24 protein-coding genes and 2 pseudogenes are annotated in these 25,725 nt (G+C 69.5%); 9 read left to right on the plus strand and 17 right to left on the minus strand.

Annotated features, from left to right (window positions below; translation table 11 throughout):
- The first annotated feature begins 261 nt into the window (after window positions 1–261).
- Window positions 262–957, plus strand: a complete 696-nt coding sequence (locus ABZ928_RS21850; protein WP_361521313.1) for a glycoside hydrolase family 75 protein — start codon at window positions 262–264, stop codon at window positions 955–957.
- Between the two features lie 12 nt (window positions 958–969).
- On the opposite strand, the gene ABZ928_RS21855 is transcribed toward ABZ928_RS21850, so the two are convergent.
- Window positions 970–1,731 carry a glucose 1-dehydrogenase gene (locus ABZ928_RS21855; RefSeq protein ID WP_361521316.1) on the minus strand — a complete coding sequence of 254 codons (762 nt, stop codon included), beginning with the start codon at window positions 1,729–1,731 and terminating at the stop codon, window positions 970–972.
- A 132-nt stretch (window positions 1,732–1,863) separates the two neighbouring features.
- On the opposite strand from ABZ928_RS21855, the gene ABZ928_RS21860 reads away from it, so the two are divergent.
- Window positions 1,864–2,502 carry a TetR/AcrR family transcriptional regulator gene (locus ABZ928_RS21860; RefSeq protein WP_361521319.1) on the plus strand — a complete coding sequence of 213 codons (639 nt, stop codon included), beginning with the start codon at window positions 1,864–1,866 and terminating at the stop codon, window positions 2,500–2,502.
- A gap of 48 nt (window positions 2,503–2,550) precedes the next feature.
- Here the strand turns inward: ABZ928_RS21860 and ABZ928_RS21865 are convergent, their stop codons facing one another.
- Genes ABZ928_RS21865 through dhaK form a run of 3 tightly spaced genes read right to left on the minus strand, consistent with a single transcriptional unit; the run spans window position 2,551 to window position 4,601 of the window.
- Window positions 2,551–2,961 carry a PTS fructose transporter subunit IIA gene (locus ABZ928_RS21865; RefSeq protein WP_361521322.1) on the minus strand — a complete coding sequence of 137 codons (411 nt, stop codon included), beginning with the start codon at window positions 2,959–2,961 and terminating at the stop codon, window positions 2,551–2,553.
- Window positions 2,954–3,562 carry a dihydroxyacetone kinase subunit DhaL gene (gene dhaL / locus ABZ928_RS21870; RefSeq protein WP_361521325.1) on the minus strand — a complete coding sequence of 203 codons (609 nt, stop codon included), beginning with the start codon at window positions 3,560–3,562 and terminating at the stop codon, window positions 2,954–2,956. Before dhaL ends, ABZ928_RS21865 begins: the two co-directional genes overlap by 8 nt.
- A 46-nt stretch (window positions 3,563–3,608) precedes the next feature.
- Window positions 3,609–4,601 carry a dihydroxyacetone kinase subunit DhaK gene (gene dhaK / locus ABZ928_RS21875; RefSeq protein WP_361521328.1) on the minus strand — a complete coding sequence of 331 codons (993 nt, stop codon included), beginning with the start codon at window positions 4,599–4,601 and terminating at the stop codon, window positions 3,609–3,611.
- A gap of 725 nt (window positions 4,602–5,326) precedes the next feature.
- On the opposite strand from dhaK, the pseudogene ABZ928_RS21880 reads away from it, so the two are divergent.
- A pseudogene (locus tag ABZ928_RS21880) lies at window positions 5,327–5,892 on the plus strand (transposase family protein); the annotation flags it as partial.
- Between the two features lie 18 nt (window positions 5,893–5,910).
- On the opposite strand, the pseudogene ABZ928_RS21885 reads toward ABZ928_RS21880, so the two are convergent.
- The 8 genes and pseudogenes from ABZ928_RS21885 to ABZ928_RS21920 all read right to left on the minus strand — a co-directional run.
- Window positions 5,911–6,096: pseudogene (locus ABZ928_RS21885) on the minus strand (Scr1 family TA system antitoxin-like transcriptional regulator); the annotation flags it as partial.
- A gap of 24 nt (window positions 6,097–6,120) precedes the next feature.
- On the minus strand, window positions 6,121–7,014 hold the full coding sequence (locus ABZ928_RS21890; protein ID WP_361521331.1) for an NAD(P)-dependent oxidoreductase: 894 nt from the start codon (window positions 7,012–7,014) through the stop codon (window positions 6,121–6,123).
- 318 nt (window positions 7,015–7,332) lie between these two features.
- Window positions 7,333–7,632 carry a Dabb family protein gene (locus tag ABZ928_RS21895; RefSeq protein ID WP_361521334.1) on the minus strand — a complete coding sequence of 100 codons (300 nt, stop codon included), beginning with the start codon at window positions 7,630–7,632 and terminating at the stop codon, window positions 7,333–7,335.
- A gap of 2 nt (window positions 7,633–7,634) precedes the next feature.
- Entirely contained in the window at window positions 7,635–8,981 is a 1,347-nt protein-coding gene (locus tag ABZ928_RS21900) for a Xaa-Pro peptidase family protein (RefSeq protein ID WP_361521336.1), read from the minus strand.
- A 68-nt stretch (window positions 8,982–9,049) separates the two neighbouring features.
- The gene (locus tag ABZ928_RS21905; RefSeq protein WP_361521339.1) at window positions 9,050–10,054 is read right to left on the minus strand and encodes a transketolase C-terminal domain-containing protein; all 1,005 of its coding nucleotides are present in this window, start codon (window positions 10,052–10,054) and stop codon (window positions 9,050–9,052) included.
- Window positions 10,047–10,934, minus strand: coding sequence for a 1-deoxy-D-xylulose-5-phosphate synthase N-terminal domain-containing protein (locus ABZ928_RS21910; RefSeq protein ID WP_361521342.1), 888 nt, complete (start codon window positions 10,932–10,934; stop codon window positions 10,047–10,049). The genes ABZ928_RS21905 and ABZ928_RS21910 overlap by 8 nt, the downstream gene beginning before the upstream one ends.
- Before the next feature lie 2 nt (window positions 10,935–10,936).
- Entirely contained in the window at window positions 10,937–11,512 is a 576-nt protein-coding gene (locus ABZ928_RS21915; RefSeq protein ID WP_361521345.1) for a flavin reductase family protein, read from the minus strand.
- A gap of 59 nt (window positions 11,513–11,571) precedes the next feature.
- Window positions 11,572–12,804: an acyl-CoA dehydrogenase family protein gene (locus ABZ928_RS21920; RefSeq protein WP_361521348.1), complete on the minus strand. Its 1,233-nt coding sequence runs from the start codon at window positions 12,802–12,804 to the stop codon at window positions 11,572–11,574.
- 521 nt (window positions 12,805–13,325) lie between these two features.
- Here ABZ928_RS21920 and ABZ928_RS21925 point away from each other — a divergent pair.
- The 4 genes from ABZ928_RS21925 (at window position 13,326) to ABZ928_RS21940 (ending at window position 16,728) form a co-directional block, all read left to right on the plus strand.
- The gene (locus ABZ928_RS21925) at window positions 13,326–14,468 is read left to right on the plus strand and encodes a helix-turn-helix domain-containing protein (RefSeq protein ID WP_361521350.1); all 1,143 of its coding nucleotides are present in this window, start codon (window positions 13,326–13,328) and stop codon (window positions 14,466–14,468) included.
- A gap of 171 nt (window positions 14,469–14,639) precedes the next feature.
- Window positions 14,640–15,350: an enoyl-CoA hydratase/isomerase family protein gene (locus tag ABZ928_RS21930; protein ID WP_361521353.1), complete on the plus strand. Its 711-nt coding sequence runs from the start codon at window positions 14,640–14,642 to the stop codon at window positions 15,348–15,350.
- Between the two features lie 147 nt (window positions 15,351–15,497).
- Window positions 15,498–16,424 carry a CocE/NonD family hydrolase gene (locus ABZ928_RS21935; protein ID WP_361521356.1) on the plus strand — a complete coding sequence of 309 codons (927 nt, stop codon included), beginning with the start codon at window positions 15,498–15,500 and terminating at the stop codon, window positions 16,422–16,424.
- A 22-nt stretch (window positions 16,425–16,446) separates the two neighbouring features.
- A complete protein-coding gene (locus ABZ928_RS21940) occupies window positions 16,447–16,728 on the plus strand; it encodes a CocE/NonD family hydrolase C-terminal non-catalytic domain-containing protein (protein WP_361522243.1) in 282 nt (93 codons plus the stop codon).
- A 54-nt stretch (window positions 16,729–16,782) separates the two neighbouring features.
- On the opposite strand, the gene ABZ928_RS21945 is transcribed toward ABZ928_RS21940, so the two are convergent.
- Entirely contained in the window at window positions 16,783–17,652 is an 870-nt protein-coding gene (locus ABZ928_RS21945; protein WP_361521359.1) for an aldo/keto reductase, read from the minus strand.
- A 40-nt stretch (window positions 17,653–17,692) separates the two neighbouring features.
- Window positions 17,693–18,460, minus strand: a complete 768-nt coding sequence (locus ABZ928_RS21950) for an SDR family NAD(P)-dependent oxidoreductase (protein ID WP_361521362.1) — start codon at window positions 18,458–18,460, stop codon at window positions 17,693–17,695.
- 165 nt (window positions 18,461–18,625) lie between these two features.
- Between ABZ928_RS21950 and ABZ928_RS21955 the strand changes: the two genes are divergently transcribed.
- Together ABZ928_RS21955 and ABZ928_RS21960 are read left to right on the plus strand one after the other, a co-directional pair.
- Window positions 18,626–19,213, plus strand: a complete 588-nt coding sequence (locus tag ABZ928_RS21955) for a TetR family transcriptional regulator (RefSeq protein ID WP_361521365.1) — start codon at window positions 18,626–18,628, stop codon at window positions 19,211–19,213.
- Between the two features lie 253 nt (window positions 19,214–19,466).
- Window positions 19,467–19,715, plus strand: coding sequence for an FCD domain-containing protein (locus ABZ928_RS21960; protein WP_361521368.1), 249 nt, complete (start codon window positions 19,467–19,469; stop codon window positions 19,713–19,715).
- Between the two features lie 54 nt (window positions 19,716–19,769).
- Here the strand turns inward: ABZ928_RS21960 and ABZ928_RS21965 are convergent, their stop codons facing one another.
- From ABZ928_RS21965 to ABZ928_RS21975, 3 genes are all read right to left on the minus strand, one after another.
- The gene (locus ABZ928_RS21965) at window positions 19,770–20,129 is read right to left on the minus strand and encodes an antibiotic biosynthesis monooxygenase family protein (protein WP_361521371.1); all 360 of its coding nucleotides are present in this window, start codon (window positions 20,127–20,129) and stop codon (window positions 19,770–19,772) included.
- 1,146 nt (window positions 20,130–21,275) lie between these two features.
- On the minus strand, window positions 21,276–22,292 hold the full coding sequence (locus ABZ928_RS21970) for an alpha/beta hydrolase (protein WP_361521374.1): 1,017 nt from the start codon (window positions 22,290–22,292) through the stop codon (window positions 21,276–21,278).
- 862 nt (window positions 22,293–23,154) lie between these two features.
- Window positions 23,155–25,527, minus strand: coding sequence for a SpoIIE family protein phosphatase (locus ABZ928_RS21975; RefSeq protein ID WP_361521377.1), 2,373 nt, complete (start codon window positions 25,525–25,527; stop codon window positions 23,155–23,157).
- Window positions 25,528–25,725 lie beyond the last annotated feature (198 nt).

Genomic DNA, 25,725 nt, shown 5'->3' on the forward strand with positions numbered 1-25,725 from the left:
ACGGCCGAACTTCCCTTGAGGGCTAGGGAGTTCGTGCCCTGGCGCGGGCCGCTGTCGTCGCTGTTCCCGCGCCGGACGCGGGCGGCCGGGCCGCCGGAGCCGACGCAGGCTCAGGCGCCCGGCCCCTGTCGGGAGTTCGGGACATCCGCCGACACGCCGGGGGCGTGCACCGTCCGGCCCCCTAACGGTGGCCGGGTCATTGAAACGGCATCAGATTTGGCTGAGTGCCCGTCAATGTCCCCCAGGAGAGGGTCCCTTATCGTGCGTGTCCAGTCACTGACGCTGGCCGCGGCAGGCGCCGCCCTGCTCGCCCCGACGACGCTGCCCGCCGCCGAGCCGCAGGCCTGGCGGGAACCGGTGGTGCGCCACGAGGGCGATGTCCGCGCCGCCGACCTGCTGGCCAAGGTGCGTGACTGCGCCCCCGTCTCGCGCGGCCGCTACCGCAGCGACGACGGCAGGCCCGCGACCATCCCGGTCTGCGGCACCGAGGACGCCGTCTTCTGGAAGGCGGACATGGACATCGACTGCGACGGACAGCCCGGCCGGCGCTGCAACCGCCGCACCGACCCGCTGTTCTCCGACGCCACCGCCTACCAGCAGTCCGACGGCCGGCACCTGAACGCCGAGCGTCTTCCGTACATCGTCGTGCCCACCCCGAGCCGCATCTGGAACTACCGCGCGAGCGACGTCCGCGGCGGCTCGGTCGCGGCCGTGATCTACCGGGACCGGGTGCAGTACGCGGTGGTCGGTGACGTCGGACCGCGCGACATCATCGGCGAGGCCTCCTACGCCAGTGCCCAGGCGCTCGGCATCCGCCCCGACCCGCGCGGCGGCGGCACGGACTCCGGGGTCACCTACATCGTCTTCAAGGACTCGCAGGTGAAACCCATCGAGGACCATGCCGCCGCCGTCGCGACGGGGGAGCGGCTGGCGCGGCTGTTCGTACGCGGCCGCTGAGCTGCGGGAGGGTCAGACGGCCGACCAGCCGTCGTCGACCGGCAGGATCGCGCCGTTGATGTTGCTCGCCGCGTCCGAGGCGAGGAACACGATGGCGGCGGCCTGCTCCTCCGGCTGCGCCAGCCGGCCGACGTTGACGAAGTGCGGGCCGAGCGCGGCCGGGCCGTGCGCCTCGCGGTCGGCGTCCACCACGATGCCGGTGGCGGTGCCGCCCGGCGCGATGGCGTTCGCCCGGATGCCCTGCTTGCGGTACATGACGGCCAGGGACTTCGTCAGGCCGACCACACCGTGCTTCGAGGCCGTGTAGGCGGCGCCCGCCGCGCTGCCGCGCAGCCCGGCCTCGGACGCCGTGTTGATCACTGCGCCCTTGCCCGCCTTGAGCATGTGCGGCAGCACCGCGCGCGTGAGCAGGAACGGGGCGGTCAGGTTGACCCGGATGACCCGCTCCCACTCCGCGTCGTCCACGTCCGCGAGGGCCGACATACGGTCCATGATCCCGGCGTTGTTCACCAGCACGTCCACGCCGCCGAAGCGCTCCACGGCGGTCCCGGCGACCTGGTCCACGACGGCCTGCTCGCTGAGGTCCCCGGTGACGGCGACGGCGGTGCCGCCCGCCTCCTCGATCTCCTTGACGACCGTCTCGGCGCCCTCGGCGTTGAGGTCCGCGACCAGGACCTTGGCGCCCTCGGCGGCGAAGGCCAGGGCGGCGGCGCGCCCGATGCCCGAGCTCGCTCCGGTGACGATGACGCTGCGTCCGTCGAGTCCAGTGGCCATGGCTGTTCCTGTCTGTGCGGTGCGAGGGCGGTGTGCCCGGTGGTGTCTCCACTCTACGACTTAATGTCTGTGAGTGACATAAAGTGGTGGTGGAGAATTCCGGGAGACCGATCACCGGAGCCGGAGGAACACATGACCGCAGCCCGCGGACGTACGGGACGACCCCCGCTGACCGACGAACGCAAGGCCGAGATCCGGCTGGAGATCGCCCGGGCCGCGGTGGACCTGTTCGTCGGCCAGGGCGTCGCGGCGACCACCGGCGAGCAGATCGGGCAGGCCGTGGGCGTCTCCGCGCGCACCGTCTGGCGCTACTTCCCGAGCAAGGAGAGCTGCGTCCAGCCGCTGTTCACGGCCGGCATCGACGTCATCGCGGCCTGTCTGCGCGAATGGGCTCCAGGGCAGCCCCTGGAAGAGCTCTTCGACCGGCGCCTCGCGGCCGACCCCACCTTCGTCGCCGGACCGGAACGGGCCACGGTGGGCTCACTGGTCCGCCTCACCCGCACCGAGCCGGGCCTGCGCGCCGTCTGGCTCCAGACGTACGACGAGGCCGAACCGGCGTTCGCCCGCGCCCTCGCCGAGCGCGCCGGCCTGCCCGCGGACGATCTGCGCCCCACGGTCCAGGCCGCCATGTTCAACGCGGCCCTGCGCTCGGCGGTCGAGCACTACGCCTGGCGCACGGCCGACGCGCCGACCGACCGGGCGAGGGCGGAGGCGGAGCTGGTGACAACCATGCGCTCGGCTCTCGCGGTGGTGGCGGAGGGGCTGGCCTGAGGACGGCGGAGGGGCTGGCCTGAGGACCCCTCGGCCCTGAAGAAGCCCTCACACCTTCCGGTACGTGTACGCCTCCGCGGCCGCCGCCTCCACCGCCGCCAGGTCGGCGCCCGTGGCCGCCGTGACGACCGCCGCGATCGCGCCCTCGACGAACGGGGCGTCCACCAGGCGGGTGCCGGCGGGGAGTTCGTCGCCCTCGGCGAGGAGGGCCTTCACCGTGAGGACCGCGCTGCCGAGGTCGGTGAGGATCGCGACGCCGGCCCCGCGGTCCACCGAGGCGGCCGCCGCCGCGATGAGCTCCGAGCTGGTCCCGAGGCCGCCGCCCTCCGTGCCGCCCGCCGGGGCGACGGGCACCGTGACTCCGCCACCCGTCAGCCCCTTCGCCAGCTCGGCGACCGACGCGGCCACGTCCGCGCTGTGCGAGACCAGCACGATCCCGACGAGCTTGTCCTCACTCACCGTTCGCCTCGGCAGCCTCGGAGAGTCCCGCGATCAGCAGCGCGGACGAGGTGGCGCCCGGATCCTGGTGCCCGATGCTCCGCTCCCCGAGATAACTCGCCCTGCCCTTGCGGGCCTGCAACGGCGTCGTCGCCAGGGCGCCTTCCTCGGCGGCGGCCCGCGCCGCGGCGAACCCGTCACCGAGGGCGTCCACGGCGGGCACCAGCGTGTCGATCATGGTCTTGTCGCCCGGCGCCGCACCGCCCAGCGCCATGACCGCGTCCACCCCCGCACGCAACGCCTCGGCGAACTGCCCTTCGCTCACCTCCGCTTCGTCCCCGAGCGCCTTGCCGGTACGCCGCAGCAGCGTCCCGTACAGCGGCCCGGACGCCCCGCCGACCGTCGAGATGAGCTGCCGCCCGGCGAGGGTCAGCACCCCGCCGGGCGTGCCCGGGGCCTCCTTCTCCAGGATTGCCGCCACGGCCCGGAACCCGCGCTGCAGATTGCTGCCGTGGTCGGCGTCCCCGATGGGCGAGTCGAGTGCGGTGAGCCGTTCCGCCTCCCGGTCGACGGACGCGGCGGTCGCCGTCATCCAACGGCGGAAGAAGTCGGCGTCGAGCATGAAATCCCCTTGCGTGGTAGGTACGTTGACTGCCCGCAGGTCCGGCTCACACGCCCCAGCGCAGCCCCGCCGTCTTCACGGGCGCGTCCCACAGCCGCAGCAGCTCCTCGTCGACCTGGCACAGGGTGACCGAGGCGCCCGCCATGTCGAGGGAGGTCACGTAGTTGCCGACGAGCGTGCGCGCCACGGCGACCCCACGGGCGGTGAGCACCCGCTGCACCTCGGCGTTGAACCCGTACAGCTCCAGCAGCGGTGTCGCACCCATGCCGTTGACGAGCACCAGCACCGGATTGCGCGGATTGAGATCCTCTAGGACCGCGTTCACCGAGAAGTCGGCGATCTCGCCCGAGGTCATCATCGCCCGCCGCTCCCGGCCCGGTTCACCATGGATGCCGATGCCCAGCTCCAGCTCCCCGTCGGGCAGATCGAAGGTGGGGCTGCCCTTGGCGTACGTCGTGCAGGCGCTCAGCGCGACGCCGAAGCTGCGGGAGTTCTCGTTGACCTGACGGGCGATCGACTCCACCCGCTCAAGCGGTTGCCCCTCGTCCGCCGCCGCCCCGGCGATCTTCTCCACGAAGAGCGTGGCGCCCGTGCCGCGCCGGCCGGCCGTGTAGAGGCTGTCGGTGACCGCCACGTCATCGTTGACGAGCACCTTCGCGACCTGGATGCCCTCGTCCTCGGCGAGTTCGGCGGCCATGTCGAAGTTGAGCACGTCACCGGTGTAGTTCTTCACGATGAACAGCACCCCGGCCCCGCTGTCCACGGCCGCCGCCGCCCGCACCATCTGGTCCGGCACCGGGCTCGTGAACACCTCGCCGGGGCACGCCGCCGAGAGCATGCCGGGACCCACGAAGCCACCGTGCAGCGGCTCGTGCCCCGAACCGCCACCGGAGACGAGGGCCACCTTTCCCGCGACGGGAGCGTCCCGCCGTACGATCACCCGGTTCTCGACATCGACGGTGAGCTCGGGATGAGCGGCCGCCAGGCCACGCAACGCGTCCGCGACTACGGTCTCCGGGACGTTGATGAGCATCCTCATGGGTACCTCCTGGTGAGACTAGCAGATGAGCCCATGACCTTTGTTTTTGCAGGTCAATGCGGGTCTTGCTGGTTGTCGATCTTGGCGGTCCGTGGCGATCGGAAGCGGGTTCTGGCGGTACTGATGCTGACTTAATGCTGACTTTGATGACGGGTTGTCAGGTACTGGTGGCGCGGTGGGCGTGTGGCGGCGGGAGTGCTGCTGTCGGCAGTATCGACCTTGCGGCAGCGAAGGTCACGTGGGTGCGCCCAGCCACGTTGTGCGCCTCGGTGGTCGCCGGAGCGGTGGTGTACGGCACGTACGTGCACCCGCGGCAGCCCATGCTGCGGGGCGGAGCCAATGGAGGGTCTGGTCTGTTGGAAACAGCGGGGACTCTCGCGTGCTGCGTGCACGCTGCCGTGTGGTCGATCTCCTGCGAATAGAGCGGCGGTGCCGACCCTGGACGTTGGCCTGATGCTGAAATGACACTCGCTCCGATGGGGGGACGGGCTCATGGGGCCGGGCCCGTGACACGGTGGGACAGGACCTCGACGGATCGAGCTGTTACGGGTGCTCTCCCTGACCTGCTTTGGGAAGGTGCTTGTCTTGATACGGCTGCTGGTGTGGTCCTTGAGCCTTTTCCAAGCTGGCGGTGCTGACCGGGGGTTGGACAGTCCTGCGCAACGACGAAGCTCCTGGTAGACGGGTTCTCGACCAAGATCACCCGTGTCCGCCAGGAGCTTTGCGTGCTTGTCTACCCGTCCTCGATCGATCTGTCCAGCCGCACCTTGCGGTTCCTGTCCGGGCAACTCACGGCCAGGCGGCAGGAGATCGGGACACGCTGGCGACGCCTACCCACGGCACGTCAGGCCCTGCTCGCCTTGGCCCACCTGCGATGCGGCGACACCCCGTACTACTCCGGGAACACAAACGCCACGGCATGAACGTCCAGGTCCTGACCGATCCGTTCGGACGGCTGTTCTTGCCTCACCGGCCCTGCCCGGCTCGACGCACGACCTGACCGCCGCGCGAGAGCACGGCATCCTCGAAGCCCTCACCGACGCCGGACTCAGGTGCTGGGCGGACAAGGCGTATCAAGGCGCCCGTCGGGACCGTCCGGGTTCCGTTCCGGGGCCGACGCCTCAAGAAATGGAAGCGCCGCCACAACACCACCCACGGGAAGATCCGCTGCCTCGGCGAGCAGGCCATGGCCACCCTCAAGAGCTGGCGCCTCCTGCGGAAGCTGCGCTGCAGCACCAACCGCATCACCAACGTCGTGAAGGCCGTCCTTGTCCTTCACCACGCATCAGCGCGAGGTTGGAAAAGGCTCAATGATGCCGATGCTCACCGACGGCAGCGCCATGACGCTGAGCAGATAGCCGAGTTGGCCGGCCATCACATCGGTGCCGCCGATGCGGTACCGCAGCACGCTCTCCTCCGGCAGGATCGCGAATCTGTGGTTCCCGTAGACGACCTGCTGCTTCTCTACGCGCACCTTGACGGTCGCCGGCACATTGGTCGGTGCCCCCCGAACACGGGATCAGTCAGACTGCGTGGCGGCCGGACGGCCCGCGCGGGCTCGGGCCACCTCGGCGAGAGTCGCCCAGTCGCGTTCGGACCATCCGGCGGCCAGGGCCTGGAGCAGAGCGTCCTGGACGAGGCTCGCGGTGGGCAGGGCGAGTTGGTGTTCGTGTGCTGCCGAGAGCGCGAGCCTGGTGTCTTTGAGACCCAGTGGGACGGTGAAGCCGGCGGGCGCGTAGCGGTGCTCGGCCATGAGGGCGCCGTAGCCGGAGTAGACCGGCCCGGGGAACAGCGAGTTGGAGATCAGCTCGATGAACGAACGCGCCTCGATGCCATGGCTCTCGACCAGCGACGTGGCCTCCGCGGTGGCCTCGATGGCGGCACCGAGCAGGAAGTTGACCGCGATCTTGACGACGTTGGCCTGCGCGGGCCGGTCGCCGAAGTCCCAGACACGGGCCGCCAGCTCCGCCAGCACCGGCCGCGCCGTGGCCAGGGCGTCCGGCGGCCCCGCGGCCAGGATGTTGAGCTTTCCGGCGGCGGCGACCCCCGCGCGGCCCAGTACCGGCGCGGCGACGTACCCGATGCCGTGCTCGGCGTGTACCCGTGCCGCGGTGGCGGCCAGGTCGGACGAGACCGTGGCCATATTGACGTGGACCTGGCATTCGGCCGCGGCGAGGACACCGCTGTCCAAGACCTGCTCGTGCACGCTCGCGTCGTCGGCGAGGATGCTCAGCACGACGGGCCGGGCGAAGGCCTCGGCGAGGGCCGCGGCCGGCTTCGCTCCGGCGGCGGCCAGTTCCTCGACGGCGGCTCGTGAACGGTTCCATACCGTCACTTCGTGCCCGGCCTGGAGAAGACGGCGTGCCATGGGCTTGCCCATGGTGCCCAGCCCTACGAATCCGATCTGTGCCATGTGGTCGGCTCCCGGTCATCGGCGGAGCTCACCACGCGGGTGGTGAGCCTGATGGTGTCGGTGTACTACAGACGATCTTCTGGGCCGTCCTCGCGGGTGGCGAAGACGGCAACGGTGGGGCGACCGGACCGTAGGGCTCCACGGCGAGCACCTGGGTATCGCGTGGTGGCCGGCCGCCCACCAAAAGCCGGGTTCGCGCCGGACTCCGGCAAGGTGAGGAGCACCCGGTCGGCTGCCTGGTACGGCAGAACCTCGCCGACCGCGCGGCGCGCGGCTCGGTGCTTGCGAGGACGCGGGTCGGCGAGGCCCGTCAGCGGGTCAGCCGCCGGTGTAGTCCAGGGCGAACCGCTCCGCGCAGATGTCGTCGAGGGCTGCCATGAACCTCTCGTGGGCGGGGTGGTTCCAGTAACGGTCGAAAGCGGCCTTGTCCGTGAACCTGCCCAGACAGCCGTGGGTGTAGCCCCGGGAAAGCCCGGAGACGTTGGTGTTTTCGCCCCAGCTCAGGTCGCTGAGGCCGTCGATGCCGTCGGCGAGCCCGGCCGAGAGGTCGCCCAGCGCCTTGGCTAGATCGCTCTCGCGACCCGGGTGGGGCTTGAAGACGACGTAGTGCTCCAGCATCCTCACACCCCCGAGGCGGTGGTCCGGCCGCCCGCCTGCCCGTTCACGGCGGCGCGGCCGTTGGGGGCGGCGCCGTAGGAGCCGGCGGTGAAGCTGTGGCCGTTCCAGTACCGGTTGCCCGCCACCAGCAGTTCCTCGGCCGGGAACCGGGTGATGACCCGGGGCCCGTCGGCGGTGACGACGACCTCCTCCTCGATCCGGGCCGCGGAGGAGCCGTCCTTGGTGGGCCAGTAGGTCTCCAGGGCGAAGACCATGCCCTCCTCGATCGGCACCGGGTTCTCGAGGGAGTGGTAGCGGCTGATGAGGGGCTGCTCCCAGACCGACAGCCCGACGCCGTGGCAGTACTGGAGTCCGAAGGCCTCCTCCTCGCTGGAGTAGCCGAGGTCCGCGGCGCTGGGCAGGGCGAGGGCGACGTCACGGCTGGAGGCGCCGGGGCGGACCGCGGCGATGGCCTGGTCGATCGCGTCCCGGGCCCGCTGGTAGGCGTCCCGTTGGGCGGCGTTGGCGCTGCCGACGTTCATCGTGCGGTAGTAGCAGGTGCGGTAGCCGTTGAAGGAGTGGATGATGTCGAAGTACGCCGTGTCGCCGGGGCGGGTGATCCGGTCGGAGAACACGTGCGGGTGAGGGCTGCACCGCTCGCCGGAGATGGCGTTGACCGCCTCCACCTCCTCCGAACCGAACTCGTAGAGCACCCGGTTGACGAGCGCGACGGCCTCGTTCTCCTTCATCCCCACGTGCAGGGTGCGGTAGAGCTCGTCGTAGGCGGCGTCGACCATGCCGGCGGCGTGGTCGAGCAGCGCGATCTCGTCGGCGGTCTTGATGCGCCGCGCCTGCTGCATGAGCTCCTGGCCGTTGACGATGTGCAGCCCCTCGGCCTCCAGGGCGCGCAGCACCGGGATCTCCACGACGTCGATCCCGATCGGCTCGCCGGCCAGACCGCGCTCGCGCAGATGGTCGGCGAGGCGTTTGGCGTTGCCGGCCTCGACGCCGACGTCCTCCGGGATGGAGCCGCGCCAGCTGGAGATGCCGGCCTGCCAGCTCGACTCGGGCAGCCACGAGGCGTGCGCCTTGTGCTGGCGGGCGGCCGAGCCGATGTCCCACAGGATCGGGTCGGCGCCGCGCATGAGCAGCACGCAGCGGAAGAGCTTGTCGCGGGCCCAGTTCCCGATGTGGGTGGCGGTGGTGTAGCGGATGTTGTTCTGGTCGAAGAGGATCAGCGCGCCGAGGTCGGAGGACTCCAGCACGGCGCGGGCGCGGGCGAGCCTCTCGGTGCGCAGCCGCGCGAAGTCGACGCGCTCCTCCCAGTCGACGCCGAGGGTGGCGCCCGGTGAGGCGATGGTCGGGGGCATGAGGGGTCTCCTTCGAGTGTGGGCTCAGGCCATGGCCGAGGTGCTGAGTGGCAGCCGGAAAATCGGCTTCAGACGGGGGCGTACTCGCCGGCCTCGGCGGTCGCGGGGGCGACCTGGGGAACGGAGTCGGTGCGGCCCGCGAGTTCCCACGCGCTGCGGATGATCCGCGCGGTCGACAGGCCGTACTTCTCGAACAGGTAGGGGGCGGTCTTGGAGCCCTCGGCGAAGGTGTCGCGCAGGCCGATGCGGCGCAGCGGCGCCGCCACGCCGGCCTCGGCGATGGATTCCGCGACCGCCGATCCGAGACCGCCGATGATGCCGTGGTTCTCCACCGAGACCACCCCGCGGGTTCCACGGGCGGCCGCCACGACGGTGTCGTGGTCGAACGGCTTGAGCGTCGGGGCGTTCACCACCGCGGCGTCGACGCCGTTCTCGCGCAGGACCGCCGCGGCCTGAAGAGTGGCCGCAAGCATCATGCCGCTGGTCACCAGGAGGACCTCCGCCCCGTCCACCAGTCGTTGCGCGGCACCGATCCTGAAGACGTGGTCGTCGTCGAAGACCACCGGGATCTCGCCGCGCTTCAGCCGCAGGTACACCGGCCCGGGCTCGTCGGCGATCAGCGGCACGACCTTGCGGATCTCGACCGCGTCGGCCACGTCGATCACCGTCATGTTCGGCAGCGCGCGCATGATCGCGACGTCATCGATGGCCTGGTGGCTGGGACCGCCCGGGGTGGAGACGCCGGGCATGAACCCGACGATCCGCACGGGCAGGTTCGGGTAGGCGATCGCGTTGACGATCTGGTCGAGGGGCCGGCGGGTGGCGAAGACGCCGAAGGTGTGGACCCACGGCTGCAGGCCCTCACGAGCCAGGGCCCCGGCCATCGACATCATGTTGGCCTCGGCCATGCCGGCGTGGACGAACCGCTCGGGCAGCGCGTCCTGGAACAGGTCGATCTCGCACTGGCGGGTCAGGTCGCCGGAGAGGCAGACGATGTCCTCCCGTTCCCGTGCGAGTCGCACCAGGGCTTCGCCGTAGGGCTTGAGGACGGTGGAGTAGGGCGCTTCACGCATGGGTCTCGTTCTCCGCGAGCTCGTCGGGCACGTCCAGCTCGGCGAGTGCCCGTGCTGCCAGCGGGGCGGGCAGCTTGATGAAGTGGCCGTCCGCGTCCGGCGGCAGGCAGTCGAGCCCGTGGACCGTGGAGGTCCGTGAGATCACGACCGCCGGCCGGTCGTCGTCGCGTGCCCGGTCGAGTGCGGCCCGGATCTGCGCCGGGTCGTGGCCGTCGACCTCCTCGACATGCCAGCCGAAGGCACGCCACTTGTCGCCGAGCGGCTCGATGGTGGTGATCGAGCTGACCGGTCCGTCGACCTGGGAGTCGTTGGCGTCGAGCAGGACGACGACGTCGGACAGCCGGTGGTGGCCGGCGAACAGGGCCGCCTCCCACGTCTGGCCCTCCTCGACCTCGCCGTCACTGACCAGCACGTAGGTCGTGCGCTCGCCCTCGGCTCCGCGGAGCCGGTCGGCCAGCGCGAACCCGACCGCACCGGAGAGGCCCTGCGCGAGCGAGCCGCAGGTCAGTGCCACTCCCGGCGTGCGCTCGGTGCCGATCGCCTCCAGTTCGGCGCCGTCCTGACCGTAGGCGGCGAGCTGTTCGTCGGTCAGCTCACCGGCCTCCCGGGCCACGGCGTAGGCGGCGATGATGTAGTGCCCCGGGGAGCACACGAACCGGTCGGTGCCGCGCCGGAAGAACCCGGTGTGCAGGACGGCCATCTGCTCGGCGCCGGACAGTGCCTGGCCGAGGTAGCCGAAGCCGTGCGGGGCGACCATCTGCACCGCGCGCAGCCGGATACGTCTGGCCAGGTCCACCGCGGGATCCGGCCGACCGGCCGTGCTGTCCCCGGAGTTCGCGGTCGTCGTCGTGCCGTGCCCGGACCGGGCGCCTGTCGTCATGCTCATAGTTCCTCGGTCATGTCGACGTACCAGCGGACGCGCTCGTCGGCGAGCGCGGCCGTGCTGCCGAAGGCTCCCTTGACGAAGACAAGGGGGGTGGTGCTGGTCCCGATGTCGAGCGCCACGACGCGGCCCAGCACCCAGTAGTGGTCACCGACCTCCTCGACCCGCTCGATGGCGCAGTCGATCCAGGCCGCGGAGTTGGCCAGCACCGGGGCTCCGGAGTGGCCGGGCGTCCAGTCGATGCCGTCGAAACGACGCTCGGGCTCGCGGGAGAACGCCTGGCAGTAGTAGTCCTCCCGCGATCCGACGACGTTGACGACGAAGGCACCGTGGTCCCGGATCTCGGCGAACGCGCGCGAGGTCTTCATCGGGTAGAACGTCACCAGCGGCGGGTCGAGGGAGACCGAGCTGAAGGTGCCCACGACCAGGCCCACCGGTTGGCCGTCGCCGCCCAGCCCGGTGACGATGGAAACGCCGGTGGGGTAGTGGGAGAAGACCTTGCGCAGGGCCTTGGGTTCCATGGCCGGCGGTCCGGCCGCCGGGGGCGCCACCCGGGATTCGCCTGGGTCGTTCACCGCTGCTCCTCGCCCCGAGCGTTCGCTCGGATCTGCTCGTGTACTCATCCGTCATCGCCTCACACGTGGGCCGGGATGGGAGTCGAGGAGCCGAGCAGCAGCTTGCCGTAGTTGTCGGTGGCGATGCCCGGGGTGGCATGGACGTGGCTGCCACCGGTGCCCAGGTCGCAGTAGATGCGGCTGAGCGCGTTGTTCTCCATGAAGCTGCTGGAACCGGCGGCCTTGAGCAGGAGATCGACGGCCTCGGTGACGAGGTCGACCACCATGCCGGTGTCGTGGCGGACGCGGGCACGGGTGAGCTCGTCCATGTACCCCTCGCCCGCGAGGGCGTTGGAGTCGATGTCGTACGCCGACCGGCGCACCAGCAGCTCGGCCACGTCGACGAGCCCCGCGGCCCTGGCGACCGACAGCTGGTGGCTCGGGGACTCCTTGCTCTGGGTGTAGCGGGTGCCCGCGACGCCCTTGGTCTTGATCCGCTCCACCGACTGTTCGAAGGCGGCCTTGGCCAGGCCCACCAGCACCGCGCCGAAGATCACGGTGCCGGTGGGCAGGAACGCGGCGCGGGAGCGCGGCTCGCTCTCCTTGAACTCGGTGGCGTACCGGCCCTCCACCAGGTCCTCGAAGTACTGGATGCGGTGCTCGGGCACGAACGCGTCCTCGGCGACGACGGTGTCACTCCCGGTCGCCCGCATGCCGATGGGGAACCAGGACCGCTCGACACTCCACTGACCGGGGCACAGCAGCGCCAGACCGTGCCGCAGGCTGCCGTCGGGCTGCTCGACCAGGACCCCGTGGAACCCGTGGGTGGCCGCGAAGGACCCCGAGGCGTACCCCCAGCGTCCCGAGACCCGGTAGCCGCCCTCGGTACGGGTGGCCTTGCCCTGCGGGGCGAGGACGACACAGGAGGTCGCGTCGGGGTTGTCCCCCCACAGGTCGTCCTGGCCCTGCTTGGCCAGCGTCGAGGCGAACCAGTTGCCGATGTTGAGCAGCATCACCGACCACGCCGTCGAGCCGTCGGCACGGGCGAGCTCGGTGAGGACATCGCTGAACGTGCGCGAGTTCGCCTCGTAGCCGCCGTACCGGCGCGGGACCGTCAGCCTGAGCAGACCTGCCTCACGCAGGGCGGCGATGACGTGGTCGGGCACGTGCCCGATCCGCGCGCCCTCCTCGGCGGCCTCCGAGATGAGGTCCTTCAGCGCGACGGCTCGTTCGATGAGTTCGACGTCGGGGTGAACCGACTCGGCGTCAGCGGCGGCCGGCGCCTCGGCCGGCGTGGGAAACGCTGTGGTCATCGGGTGCTCCGGAGGGGCTAGGCGGTAATCGGTGCAACGCCCTCACCGTGGTACCGGCGCACTTCGCGGTGTAATGGTCAGCACTCACCAGAAACACGCGGAGGCTGCGACCTGTGGCACAACATCCGGGTGTCGCGGAGTCGTCCTGGGTGCATGTTGCACATCGCCTGTACCGCTTTGCACAGACCGTGCGCAGGACGGCGCCGCCGGGGGAGGTCACGGGCGCCCGCACCGACCCAGGGATGCCTGCCCGGTCAGTGTCACAGGGACCTTCGGTCAGGTGTGAACCAGACGCCCGAACCAGGTCTGACCCGCATGTCTTGGCCATTGCCCCGGTGGGGCACTGTGCCTAACATCGGCCCATGTCGTCACCGTTGCTTCTCGATTACAGCTGGGTGCGGCACCTGCACCCCCAGTCAGACGCTCCCACGCACCCTGTGAGCTCGCTGAGCTGCCAGCGTCGCGCCACGGACGTCATCGGTGAGACCGCGACGGCATGGGGAGTCCAGACAGGCGGACGGATGGCGGCCTACATCCTCGACACGCTGATCGAATGGCCGGGCAGCCGCTCGGAGGAGGAACGACAGATCCTCGGCCGGGCCACGGAGGCCACCACCCTCGACACGCTGGCCGCGTTGGTCACGGGCGACGATTCACACCTGACCAACTCCTTCGAGCCCAGCGAGAACGTCACCTATTACATCCGCAACCGGATTCCGTTCCAGGAGGTGATCCGCAACGTCCATACCGGGCAGGAGTTCCTCGTCCAGGAGCTCATCGACGCCATCGCCCGGCTGGTCCCGTCGGAGGACCGCGTCGCCGCCATCAGCCGGATGACGCGTGATGTGACCGCCTGCTGGTCCAACTTCATCACCCAGCTGAGTGCGGACTACCGACGCCAGCACGAGGAATGGAGTCACAGTGCCGAAGGAAACCGTGCCCGCCTGATCCGCAACCTGCTGCACAACAGGAACACCGATCCCGTCGAGGCCGGCAGGATGCTGAAATACGATCTGCAGCAGCCGCACACCGGAGCCCTCGTGTGGTTCTCCGGCCTCGACCCCGAAGCGGTGCGCCTTATCGACCTGCCCTCGCTGGCCCACGAGATCGCCGAAGCCACCGAGTCCGCCTCCCATCTGGCGATGACCTACCCGGGGCAGCGCATCGAGCTGTGGCTCGGAGCACCTCGGCGACCCGCGGCAGAGGTTCTGCGGCAGGGGCCCTGGCCCCAGTCCATGCGTGCGGCCTTCGGTACGCCCCAAGCAGGAGTGGGTGGTTTCGTGGCCACCCACGACGAGGCCATGGCCGCTGGGAGAGTCGCCTGGCACAGTTCCAACCTCGGGCGGGTCGTGAACTACCCCGATATCGAGCTGCTCTCCTTGCTCACGGCGGATCTGGAACTCGCCCGGCGATTTGTGTCCCGCGTCCTGGGGCCCATCGCCGGCACGGATGCCCGGTCCGTCGAGCTGCGGGACACCCTTCGTGCCTGGATCGACTCGTCCCAGAGCATCGCGGCCACCTCGCAGGCGCTCTATCTGCACCGCAACACTGTCAACTACCGGCTGAAACAGATCAACGAGCTGCTGGGCGACGACCTGAATCCCACCTCACTGCGCTGTGCACTGGTCATCGTCGACTCGCTGCCCGACCTCATGGCGAACTGATCCACCACCGGTCGCCGAGGGCATCCTCCCCTCTCACGGAATCTGTCCGAGGGCGAGTGCGGTGACCCGCGGCCGATGCACTGTGTACAAAGGCGATGCGTCTTTCTAGCGGACATGCACCTAGGTTCCGACGGTGGCCGTAGCCGAGACTTCACGTGTTGACAGCCGTACATGTGGAGGCGTGTAGCCGTGACGCACCAGTCCACCATCGACTTCCGAGAACGATCGGTCTGGATCACTCTCGCCCGCGGGGCTCGTAACATGCTCGACGCGGAAATGACCGCCTGGCTGTGTGACGCGGTTCGATCCGCGGACGAGCACGAGTCGTCGGCGATCGTCATCACAGGCGCCGGCACGGTCTTCTGCGGTGGTGCGGACGGGGCCCACCTGCGTGAGACGGGCACGGCCAAGCAGTTCGCCGACGCTGTGGTCCAGCTGTTCGAACTGCTTCACTCGGCATCTACTCCCGTCATCGCCGCGATCAACGGAGATGCCCTCGCCGGAGGATTCGGGCTGGCGTGCATGGCCGACATCGCGGTGGCGGCGGACGGTGCCCGTCTCGGCACGATCGAGGCGTCCCTCGGGACCTGGGCGATGATCGCTCAGGCTCCCGCCCTGGCTCGGGTGCCACCGAAAGCGGCGATGACGAACCTCCTCACCGGTGTGCCCTTCTCCGCCCAGGAGGCGCTGCGGTTCGGCATCGTCGACGCCGTGGTCGACTCCGAGGAAGTGCGCGGCTCTGTCGACCGGTACTTGGATCTGCTGGAACCCGGGAAATCGGCGGCCCGGTTGGGCCGGCCGCTGATGCGCCGCGTGGTGAATCCCCACCTCGGTCGCGATCTGCGCGAGGGAGCCGACGCGTTCGTCGCGATGTTCGGATGAGACCGGAGCGTACGCAGTGCTGTCAAGAAATCCGCAACGGGTAGTTTCGGAAATCCGCGAGAATCAGGATCTGAAATGGACAAGTTCATCGAAAACATTGGGCTCGACGTCGCCTTCCGTGCGGCGAATCCAGTTTCCGATTCTGAGGTGCCGATCCCGGACGTACACCCGGAAACCGTTGTGTTCCGCAAGGGGAGCGTCAACGGAGAGGGATCCTACCCGCTGCCCTGTGACATCGTCGTGGAACGGGACCTCGGCATCCCGATGCGTGACGGCGTCACACTGCTGGCAGACCTCTACCGCCCGGACACCACGGCCGAGCTTCCGACGATCCTCGTGTACACCATGTACGTGAAGCGTGGCGGCTTCTGGAACAAGCATTTCTCCGCCACAGCCGTCGGCGTCCCGGCGAGCCTCCTCTCGGGACTGCAGGCGTTCGAAGCGCCGGACCCGGGTTTCTGGTGCGACAACGGATACGCGGTCCTCTACGTAGACGCGCGCGGAACGGCTCATTCCGGCGGGGACTACGCCTTCCAGGGCACCGCCACCGGCCGCGACATCTACGACGCCGTCGAATGGGCTGCCGAACAGTCGTGGTCCAACGGCAAGATCGGCATGAACGGGAACTCCTATCTCGCGGCCACCCAGTGGGCGGCTGCCGCACTCAACCCCCCGCACCTCGCGGCGATCGCGCCGTGGGAAGGGCTCATCGACTCCTATCGGGAAATCGTGGTCCGTGGCGGAATCCCTGACGTGGCCGACTTCTGGGAGAAGGACATCTACGGCCACATCTACGGCGAGAACCTCACCGAGGACGCTCTCGGCGAGAACGTACGGAGGTTCCCCACCTTCAACGCGTACTGGGCCGACAAACGGGCGGAGTTCTCGCAGATCTCGGTGCCGGCCTATGTCGTCGCGAGCTGGACCAGCCCGCTCCACACGCACGGCACCCTGCAGGCCTTCCGGGAAATCGGCACGGACAAGAAGTGGCTCCGCGTCCACAACAACCAGGAATGGGTCGACATCGCCGATCCCGACAGCCAGGCGGACCTCCTGAAGTTCTTCGACCGCTAGGCACCGAGCCCTCGACCCCGTCCTGTCCACGCCCAGTGAGCCCTACCTCACCCATGAGCGCGAGGACCTCATCGAGCCGAACACGGCCTACCCGGTGGAGCTGTCCCTGTGGCCGACCTCGATGGTTCTCCACGCCGGTGAGCGACTCGTGGTCGAGATCGCGGGGCATCCGGTAGGCCCGTGGGCGCCTGACGGTCTTCCCGGCGGGGACATCGATCTCGCTACGCGCAATCAGGGGGTACAGCGCGTCCTCACCGGCGGGGCGTACGACTCGCACCTCCTCCTCCCCGTCGTTCCCGAATAGGCCGGGCGAGGCTGCCCTGCCTTCCGCGTCCTCGGCACCGACCGAGGGCGAAGGTCATGCGGGCGGCGGGGTGCCAGGTCCGTTCAGACCGGGCTGGATGACATCGGAGTCGGCCGGTTGGTGGACTCCGGTGTCCAGCGCTGTGATCGAGTCGACCTCCGCCGGGGTGAGCGCGAAGTCGAAGACGTCGATGTTCCGCCTGATGCGTTCCGGATCCCCGGACTTGGGCACGGCGGACAGGCCCAGGTCCATGTGCCAGCGCAGCACGATCTGTCCGGGAGTCCTGGCGTACTTCGAGGACAGCCCGGTGATCACGGGATGGTCGAGCAGGTCCGTGCCCTTGCCCAGCGGACTCCATGACTGCGTCACGATGCCGAGCCGGCGGTGGTGGTCGCGCAGTTCGGTCTGGGCGGTCAAGGGGGAGAGCTGGATCTGGTTGACCGCGGGCACGGTGCCCGTCTCGTCGATGATCCGGTCGAGGTGCGCGGGCTTGAAGTTCGACACCCCGATCGCCCGCGCGCGTCCGTCGGCCAGCATCTTGGCGAACGCCTGCCAGGTGGGGACGCACAGGTCTCGTGCGGGGACCGGCCAGTGGATGAGGAAGAGGTCGACGTAGTCGACGCCGAGCGCGGCGAGGGAGGTATCCACCGCCCGCAGCGCGTTGTCGTAGCCGTGGTGGGCGCCTTGAAGCTTGGTGGTGACGAACACCTCCTGGCGGTCGAGGCCGGAGTCGCGGATGCCGCGCCCGACGGCGTCCTCGTTGCCGTAGGCGGCGGCGGTGTCGATGAGGCGATAGCCGTCGGCCAGGGCGGTGGTGACGGCGCGCTGTGCTTCCTCGTCCTTCAACGGCCAGGTACCAAAGCCGAGTTGAGGCATGGTGACGCCGTTGTTGAGAGTGAGGACGGGGGATGCGGAACTGGTCATGACGCTCGATTTCCTGGTGCGGGAAGAGAGGCGGGGCGGTTCAGTTCGGGTAGAGGCCGCCGTCGAGAGTGATCACCTTGTTGGTGAGATAGCCGTTCGTCAGCATCGACACCGCCATGGCCGCGACCTCACCGGGTTCGCCCAGGCGGCCGACGGGGATGGGGGCAGGCAGCTTCCCGCCCTGGCCTGCGTCGGCCGGCAGGATGCGGGTGCCGCCGATGAGTGCCGGGGCCAGCGCGTTGACGGTGACGCCGTCGCCCGCCACGCTCGCGGCCAGGGAGTGGGTCAGGCCGTGCAGGGCCGCCTTGCTCGCGGCGTAGTGCGGGCCGATGATGCCGCCGTTGAGGGCGGCCACGGAGGAGACGAACAGGATGCGGCCCCAGCCTCGCTCGACCATGTCCGGAAGTACCGCCTGCGCGAGCTGGAACGGCGCGCGGACGTTGACGGCCATGGTCAGGTCCCAGGCGTCGGTGTCCAGTTCACGCCAGCCGGTCCGGGCGCCGATGCCGGCCCCGGCGAAGAGCACATCGACCGAGCCGAACAGCCGCCGGGCATCCTGAGAGAGCACCGCGGCGGCCTGCGGTTCGGCGAGGTCGGCGTGCAGTACGGCCGCCCGTCCTGCGCCGTAGCGGGAGTTGACGGCCGCGGCGGTCGCCTCCGCGTCCTCGCCATGGCTGCTGTAGGCAAGGGCCAATCGGGCTCCTGCCTCGGCCAGGCGCAGGGCGGTCGCTGATCCGATGCCCCCGGAAGCGCCGGTGACCAGCGCCGTACGGCCCGCGAGAGGCGCTTCCTGCGTGTCGTCGTGCATGGCAATGTCCTTACACCGTGCGGCGCATGCGTGGAGCCGCCCGTACCGGGCGGCCGCTGTTCCTGCGGAACGGCTGTTCACGCGCGCCTCTTTGCAACGCTTCGGTTACATCGCCATCCTCGGGCGGGCCGAGCGCATTGTCAACCGAAGCGTTACATTGGTGCCATGCCGTACGACTCCGACGCCACCAGAGCCCGCATCTTCGACGCCGCGGTGGCCGAGTTCGCCGCCGTCGGGATCGGAGGCGCGCGCGTGGAGCGCATCGCGGAACGGGCCAAGGCCAACAAGTCGCTCATCTACCGCTACTTCGGCGGCAAGGAGCAGCTGTTCGCGGCCGTCCTCATGAGCGAGCTCGAGCAGCTCGCCGCCAGTGTCTCGATCGACCCCGACCGTGTTTCCGAGTACGTGGGAGAGCTCTTCGACTACCACGTGGCCCATCCGAACCTGATCCGGCTCATGACGGCCGAGGGCTTCCAGTACGGTGCCTCGGACGTGCCCGGCCAGAAGTCCCGCACCGCTTACTACCGGAGCAAGACCCAGGCCGTCCGCACGGCCCAGGAACAGGGGGGTGTGGACGGCTCCCTGGACGCCCGCAGCCTGGTTCTCGCACTGGTCGGCCTCGTCGGCTGGTATTTCGCCGCACCGCAGATCTCCCGCATGGTGATGGACCAAGACCCCTACGATCCCGACGTGCTCGCCGCGCACCGGTCGGCACTGACCGAGGCCGCGCGCCGGATCGTGACCGCGGGCTGACGGCCGACACCGGCGGCTGTGGCGCGAGCCGCCTGCCGAGCGTGGTCCCTGGTCCCCGAGCCCGCTCGGCGCCGGAGTCCAGCGTCGCCGACGTATGGGGGGAGAGGTGAATCCCGTTCCAGAAGAGCGGTCGGAGTTCGGTGTGCAGGACCCCGTCGATTCGGTGTCCGCCAGGGCCAGATGCTCGGTGACGGTATGCGCGTCCGTCCCGCGCAGGTCGATCTCCAGCGGCAGTGCAGTGTCCTGACCGCGGGTGGCGGCGAAGACGGTCACGGCGCCGGTCTCGTCGGCTACGGCGGTAGCGTGCAGCAGCGGTACGTCGTCGAAGCGGGCGGTGTCATGGGCGAAGCGGCGCACCTCCACCGTCGAGCGGCGCGGCGAATGCCTCCAGCAGCACTGCCGCATCGTCGACGCGCTGGCGGACCGGGACTCCGCGCAGGTTGAGGCCGCCATGCGCGCACACCCGAGTGACGTCTCCGAGAACATGCTCGGGCGGCACTGACCACCGGTAGCCCGAAGCCGTTCGGCTTGCCTCGCCGCTGTGGCTGCGGGACGGTCAGTCGGTCAACAGGATCGCGTGCTCGATACGGGAGGCGACCCGCAAGGGCCGCAAGCGGTCGATCCGAATCGGTGTGCGCCAGGACCCGCGGTGCGCTTCGACGCCGTCGAAGTCGTGGAACAACTCGTTCGTCATGAAGACGTTCGGCATTGGCCTGCCGTCCTCGTCCGTCGCTTGCAGGATCTCGAACCTCTCGCAGCTGGGCTCTTCGGCGAGCGCGTAGCGCGCCGTCTCGAGAAGGATCTCCCGCAGTTCGTCCTCGCATCCCGGCTTGGCTTCGAAACGCGCGATGATCGTGTACTTGGGCCCCGCCGTGTTCGAGGTCTCCGCACCCTTCTGCTCGTCGCTCTCGGACATCTCTCACTGCCTCCGTTGTTCTTCACTCGGTTTGGCTGGTGTTCTTCCGGATCTCGGCCAGTCGCGGTGCGTACCAGGCCACCGAGCCTCGGTCATCGGTCCCATTGACCTTGAGGTCGTCGGCTGTGAGTTCGAAGTCGAACACGTCGAGATGCGCCCGAATCCGCTCAGCCTATGCGGACTTCGGGACGGGGGAGGCCGTTCTGGAGATGCCGGCGAAGTGGGACCTGGGCTGGAGCCCGGTCATGGCGCTGCGCCGCTTCGGGACGTCGGGCCTTGTCAACAGATCTGGCCGGGCGCGAGCGGTGGCCAGGCCGTGACGGTCGTCCCGCGGCCGACGCGGGCTGCCCGCGGCTCCTCGTGGTGTACGAGCGGATTCACCCCGTGCTGCGATGAGGGTGCGGGCCGTGCTGTGCGGAGCGGCCTCGGCTGTCTCCTGCTCGACGGAGGTCTGGGCGCTCCAGCTCGACTGCGGCAACTTCTCCGCTGTCCGCTGGGTGACGGCGTCGCCCGCACGGGGAGTCCGGGATCGGGGAGCACGGCATGAAAGTTCCGCCCGGACTCGTGGTTGGCGTTCCCGTCGTCGCCGAGTGTCCCGGCTTCCGGTGGCGATCGGCCGGCCGCCTTCGAGGCGGTGCCGGAGCGGAGTCGGTCGGGGTGGCCGGTGAGGTGACGGAGGCAGGCATCGATGCCGTCCGGCTTGATTCTCGCCGGCTCTCGTCCGTCGGCCCGAGTGGTCATACCGGTGACGGGGCGGTCGGCTTGGGCGTGCAGGATCGTCCGAGACTGCCGACGACCCATGCTTCGGCGTCGGGCTTGTGGCAGCCGTGCGTCGGGGTCTTCCCGGCGAGCGTTCTGCCGGCTCGGTATTTTCCCGGAGAACAGCTGCACCCGAGGGAGTGTCCGTTGTGACGTTGCCCTACTCGTACTCAGCCGCATCCAGCGACCGCGGAACGGCCTCGTCCGTCTCGATGAGCAAGCACACCGAGACGGACGAATGAGCGGGGCCGTGGCCCATGCGCCGCCACGGCCGGCGCCTGGACCTGTCCAAGGACCGCCTCGGACTACATCACCACTGCTGGGTGATCCGGTCCAGGGCCGCTGACCGCGGTCCGGTCGAGTGCTGCCCGACGGGACCGCGTGGCTTCAGCACGAATTCTTGGCGAGCCAGGCGATGACGGCGTCGAGTACCTGGTCGTTGTTCCGCTCGATCATCATCAGGTGCCCGTTGCCATGAATGCCGAGTTCACCCAACCGGACGTGCTCGACATGAAGGCATCCGGCCTGCCTGAGGAACGCGACGGTGCCGACATCCATCGCGGCGGCGACGGACTGCTCGCCGGTGACGATGGCGATCGGGACATCGGCGAGGTGGGGCAGGCTCCGTACCGGCTCCGCCTGCAGCCGCAGGGGCGGGCCGCCCGCCTCGGTCGGCGCATCGACCAGCTCAAGGCCGCCGAGCTCGGTGGCCGGCGGCTCGAAGGTGAGCGGGCTGGCGGAAATGCCCCACGGCAGCGGGAGCGGCCCGGTGGGGCCAAGGGGCTCCAGCGCCACGACGGCGCGCACGAGATCGGGCCGCTCGTCCGCCATCAGCCACCCTGTCGGGCCGCCCGCCGAGTTGGTGACGACGATCGCCGGCCCGATGATGTCCAGCAACTGGGCACCGCGGCGCCGCATCACGTCGTGGTGCGCACTCAGGTCGCCGGGCATCGGGCTCATCGAGGCGAGCAACTGGGCAAGGGCCGGGTCGTCCGCCAGCCCCGTCCCGGGCCACTGCGTGTGGGCGGGATTGACCGCTCCGGCGAACATCGGACCGATGGTCTCGACAGACGGCTGCAGGCCCGCCGGGCCGTCCCCACTCGGCCGGACGGGCGAGCGACCGAAACCCGGCCGATCCACGACGTAGACCGCGTAACCGCGCTGAAGCAGCAAGGTCCGCCATCCCGGTCGGCCATCCGGCGTCCCCAGCCAGTCCAGCCCCTGGCCACCGCCGCCGTGGACCAGAACCACGGGGTAAGGCTGCGTCTGCTCTTCCGGCTTCTGGAACTCGACGTACAGCTGGCTGCCGTCGACCACGGTCTGGCCGTCGCGCTCCTCATATGTCGCGCCCACCCAGAAGTAGCCCTGTTCGGCGAGGCGGACCGCGCTCGTGGTCTTCGTCACCGTTGTACCGCCCTCCGGTGCCACAGAGTCAGTTGGCCTTTCCATTTCTTGCTCCTTCGGTAGCGGGATCGCTTCTCGGGCGAACGCAGTTAAGGGTCTTGATAAGCGGACGGCGAACGTCCGTGGCACCGATGGCCCGTTGCCAGGGGGCGGGCGGTCTGGCCGGGGGCGCCCGAGTTCGCGATAGCGGCCGATTCCTCCGCGCCGCACCGCGGTCGATTGCGAACTCGCCCTCGCGAGTCGAGCACCCCCGCCTCTCCCGAGCCTGGTCGGGCCGTGAACCGCCAGAGCCGTCATCGCTGGGATCCCTGGATCCCTCCAAGCGCGCTCATGGGCTCTGGCCTCCACTCTGAGGGTGCGTGCTGGAAGGAGGGTAGGTCGGTCGGAGCGCTCTGCCGATCCGTTGGACGACCCGCCGATCCACTTTGCGACCCCATTTTCGGGAAGGCGGACACGCGCCCTGGAAGAACCTCCTCAGAGGGTGTTCAGGAATGGATCATGGCGCTAAGTTGCTTCTGCGGTCAATGGTCTTTGGGCTGACTTGCACCTTACGTGCGCCTTCGCGACCTTCCGGAAGCCGACCCGTGTGACCGTTTTACCCACTTCTATCCATTGAATTCCGTCTGGTTTAGCAATGAGGCGGAAGATTCCTATCGCGCCGGTCTTCCAGGCGTTTCAGGCTGTGCGCGTTGGTGATGAACGCGGCAAAGCCGGTCGAAATGCCTATCGCGAATTGACATCAAACGCCCACTCAAGTCCCTCCTGCGCGTCTGAGACGGTCAGCAGGCAGGATCACGCGCCGGATGCAGTGGCTCGCCACTCGTCCTCGACCATGTCCCCGCGTTCGTCTCGGACGGCTTGCTCACCGAGACGAACCGATGGGCTGTTCCGCCCAGATCGTCTTGCCTGTGCGGGTATGACGCGTGCCCCAGCGCCGGGTCAGTTCGGCGACCATGAACAGGCCGCGCCCGCCCTCGTCGCTCAGCCGGGCCCGGCGCAGGTGGGGGCTGGTGCTGCTGCCGTCGGAGACCTCGCAGATCAACGTCTTGTCCTTGATGATCCGCAGGCGGATCGGGCCCTTGGCGTGGCGGATGGCGTTGGTCACCAGTTCACTGACGACCAGCTCCGTGACGAACGCGGATTCCTCCAGTCCCCAGGTGGTCAGCTGATCGGAGGCACGTCTGCGCATGTCGGCAACGGCCGCGGGGTCGACCGGCACGTCCCAGGAGGCCACGCGGTCCTCTCCAAGGATCCGGGTGCGGGCCAGGAGCAGCGCGACGTCGTCGGCGTGGGGTTTGGGGCTCATGATCGCCAGGACGGTGTCGCCCAGCGCTTCGAGTGAGGGGGCGGGCCGGCTGAGGACGTTGCGCAGGGTGTCCACCGCCTTGTCGAGGTCCTGGTCGCCGGTGGCGAGGAGGCCGTCGGTGAAAAGCGCGAGCAGGCTCCCTTCGGGCATGGTGACCTCGACCGCCTCGAAGGGCAGGCTTCCCAGGCCGAGTGGCGGACCAGCCGGGAGATCGATGACCGTGCTGGTGCCGTCCGGATGGACCAGGATCGGAGCCGGGTGGCCGGCCCGGGCCAGGGTGCAGGTGCCGGCGAGCGGGTCGTAGACGGCGTACAGGCAGCTGGCGCCGATGTCGCCGGGGATCTCGCCGTCGGCGTCGTCCGGCTCGCCCTCGGCGTGGGTGACGATGTCGTCGAGGTGGGTGAGGAGCTCGTCGGGCGGCAGGTCGATGTCGGCGAGGGTGCGGACCGCGGTACGGAGCCGGCCCATGGTCGCCGAGGCGGAGACCCCGTGGCCCACGACATCGCCCACCACGAGCCCCACCCGTGCGCCGGGCAGCGGGATCACGTCGAACCAGTCGCCGCCCGCTTGAGCACCGTCGCCCGCGGGCAGGTAGCGGGCGGACGTTTCCACGGCCGGGTGCACGGTCCGCCCGCGCGGCAGCAGCGTGCGCTGCAGGGCCAGCGCGATACCGCGTTCGCGGGCGAACCGGCGCGCGTTGTCCAGGCAGACGGCGGCTCGCGCGACCAGATCCTCGGTGACTGCCAGATCATCGGTGGTGAAGGGTTCACGGAACCCGGCGCCCCTGGTGAAGAGGACCGCTCCCAGCAGGGTCTCGCGGGCGCGGATGGGCATCGCGATCAGCGACTGCACCCCACCCGCGCGAAACAGTTCCGCCTGGTCAGGGTCGTCGGCGAACCAGCGGGTGATGTCCGGAGCGGTGATGTGGTGCAGCTCCGCCTGCCCGCTGATCAGACAGCGGGCGATGGGCGAGGAGGGGGAGTGGCGGCGGACCTCGTCGGGGACCGCAGGTTCGCGGAGCGGGGACGCTGCCCGAAACGCTGCCCGTCGCAGCAGGACAGGGCCTGAAAGGACGGGCGCGGGCAGCTCGCCGTGGAAGACGGGATCCAGCAGTTCCACCGTGACCACGTTGGCGAACCGGGGCACGACGACCTCGGCGAGTTCAGTGGCGGTGCCCGCCACGTCCAGGCTGCCCCCGATGCGGGACCGAGCCTCGCTCATCAGCGCCAGCCGCTCCCGGGAGTCGTACTGCTGGGAGTAGTCGTACGCCGAGACGCCGGCGCCCTGCACGCGACCGAACGCGTCCCTGAGAGGAAAAATGTCCAGGGCCCAGGCGTGCATGCGTGTCTCGCCCGGCAGTCTGACGAGGTGCTCGTAGAACTCTTGCTCGCCACTCAGGAGAGACCGGCGGATCCGCTGCGTGAGTTCTTCGTACGGAGTGCCGTGGAAGTACTCGCTGGGTAGCCGGCCGCGGACATCGTCTTCCGAGAGTCCGGTCACCTGCTGCATCGTCTCGTTGCCGAAGACCGCGCGTGCGTCGCGATCGAAGATCCCCAGAGGGACGGGGTACTGGTCGAACAGCAACTGCTTCAGTGCGTCGTCCCCGGACGCGGCTGTCATCGACCCGGGCAGGGCTGTCAAGAGGAATCCGGCCGCCCGCCCGCTGTCCTGCAGCGGAGTCAGACGCACCCGGGCGTCCACTGGGCGGCCGTCACGATGCCGGACCTGACCGCCGGCGGAAGTGAAGAGACCGGCGAGCGGCATGCCGACGGCCTCTTTTGACGCGTAACCCCACAGAGCCTGCGCGCCCTGGCTCCAGAGCGTCACCCGGCCGTCGGTGTCCGTGACCGCGAGGGCAGCCGTCGTCTCGACGATGGCACCGGGGGGCGCCGCAGGGAGATGGTAGGGCGGCTCGTCTGACTTCGTCATGTGGTGTACCGGTCCCATATACCGCTTCGACGGCTATGCCTCATGGTGCTCCGCGGCCTGGGCGGGTAGCAACCCGAATGGCCCGTCACAGGCGAGGGCCTTGCCGTCCCTGTGCGTGCTCGATATGAAGACGGACGTCGCCCGCTGCCCGGCGCGCGACGATGCCGTGGCGAGGCCACGGCCGCTCATTCTCGTTCC

The sequence above is a fragment of the Streptomyces sp. NPDC046909 genome, from assembly GCF_040644695.1.
In the GTDB taxonomy this organism is placed as follows: Bacteria; Actinomycetota; Actinomycetes; order Streptomycetales; family Streptomycetaceae; genus Streptomyces.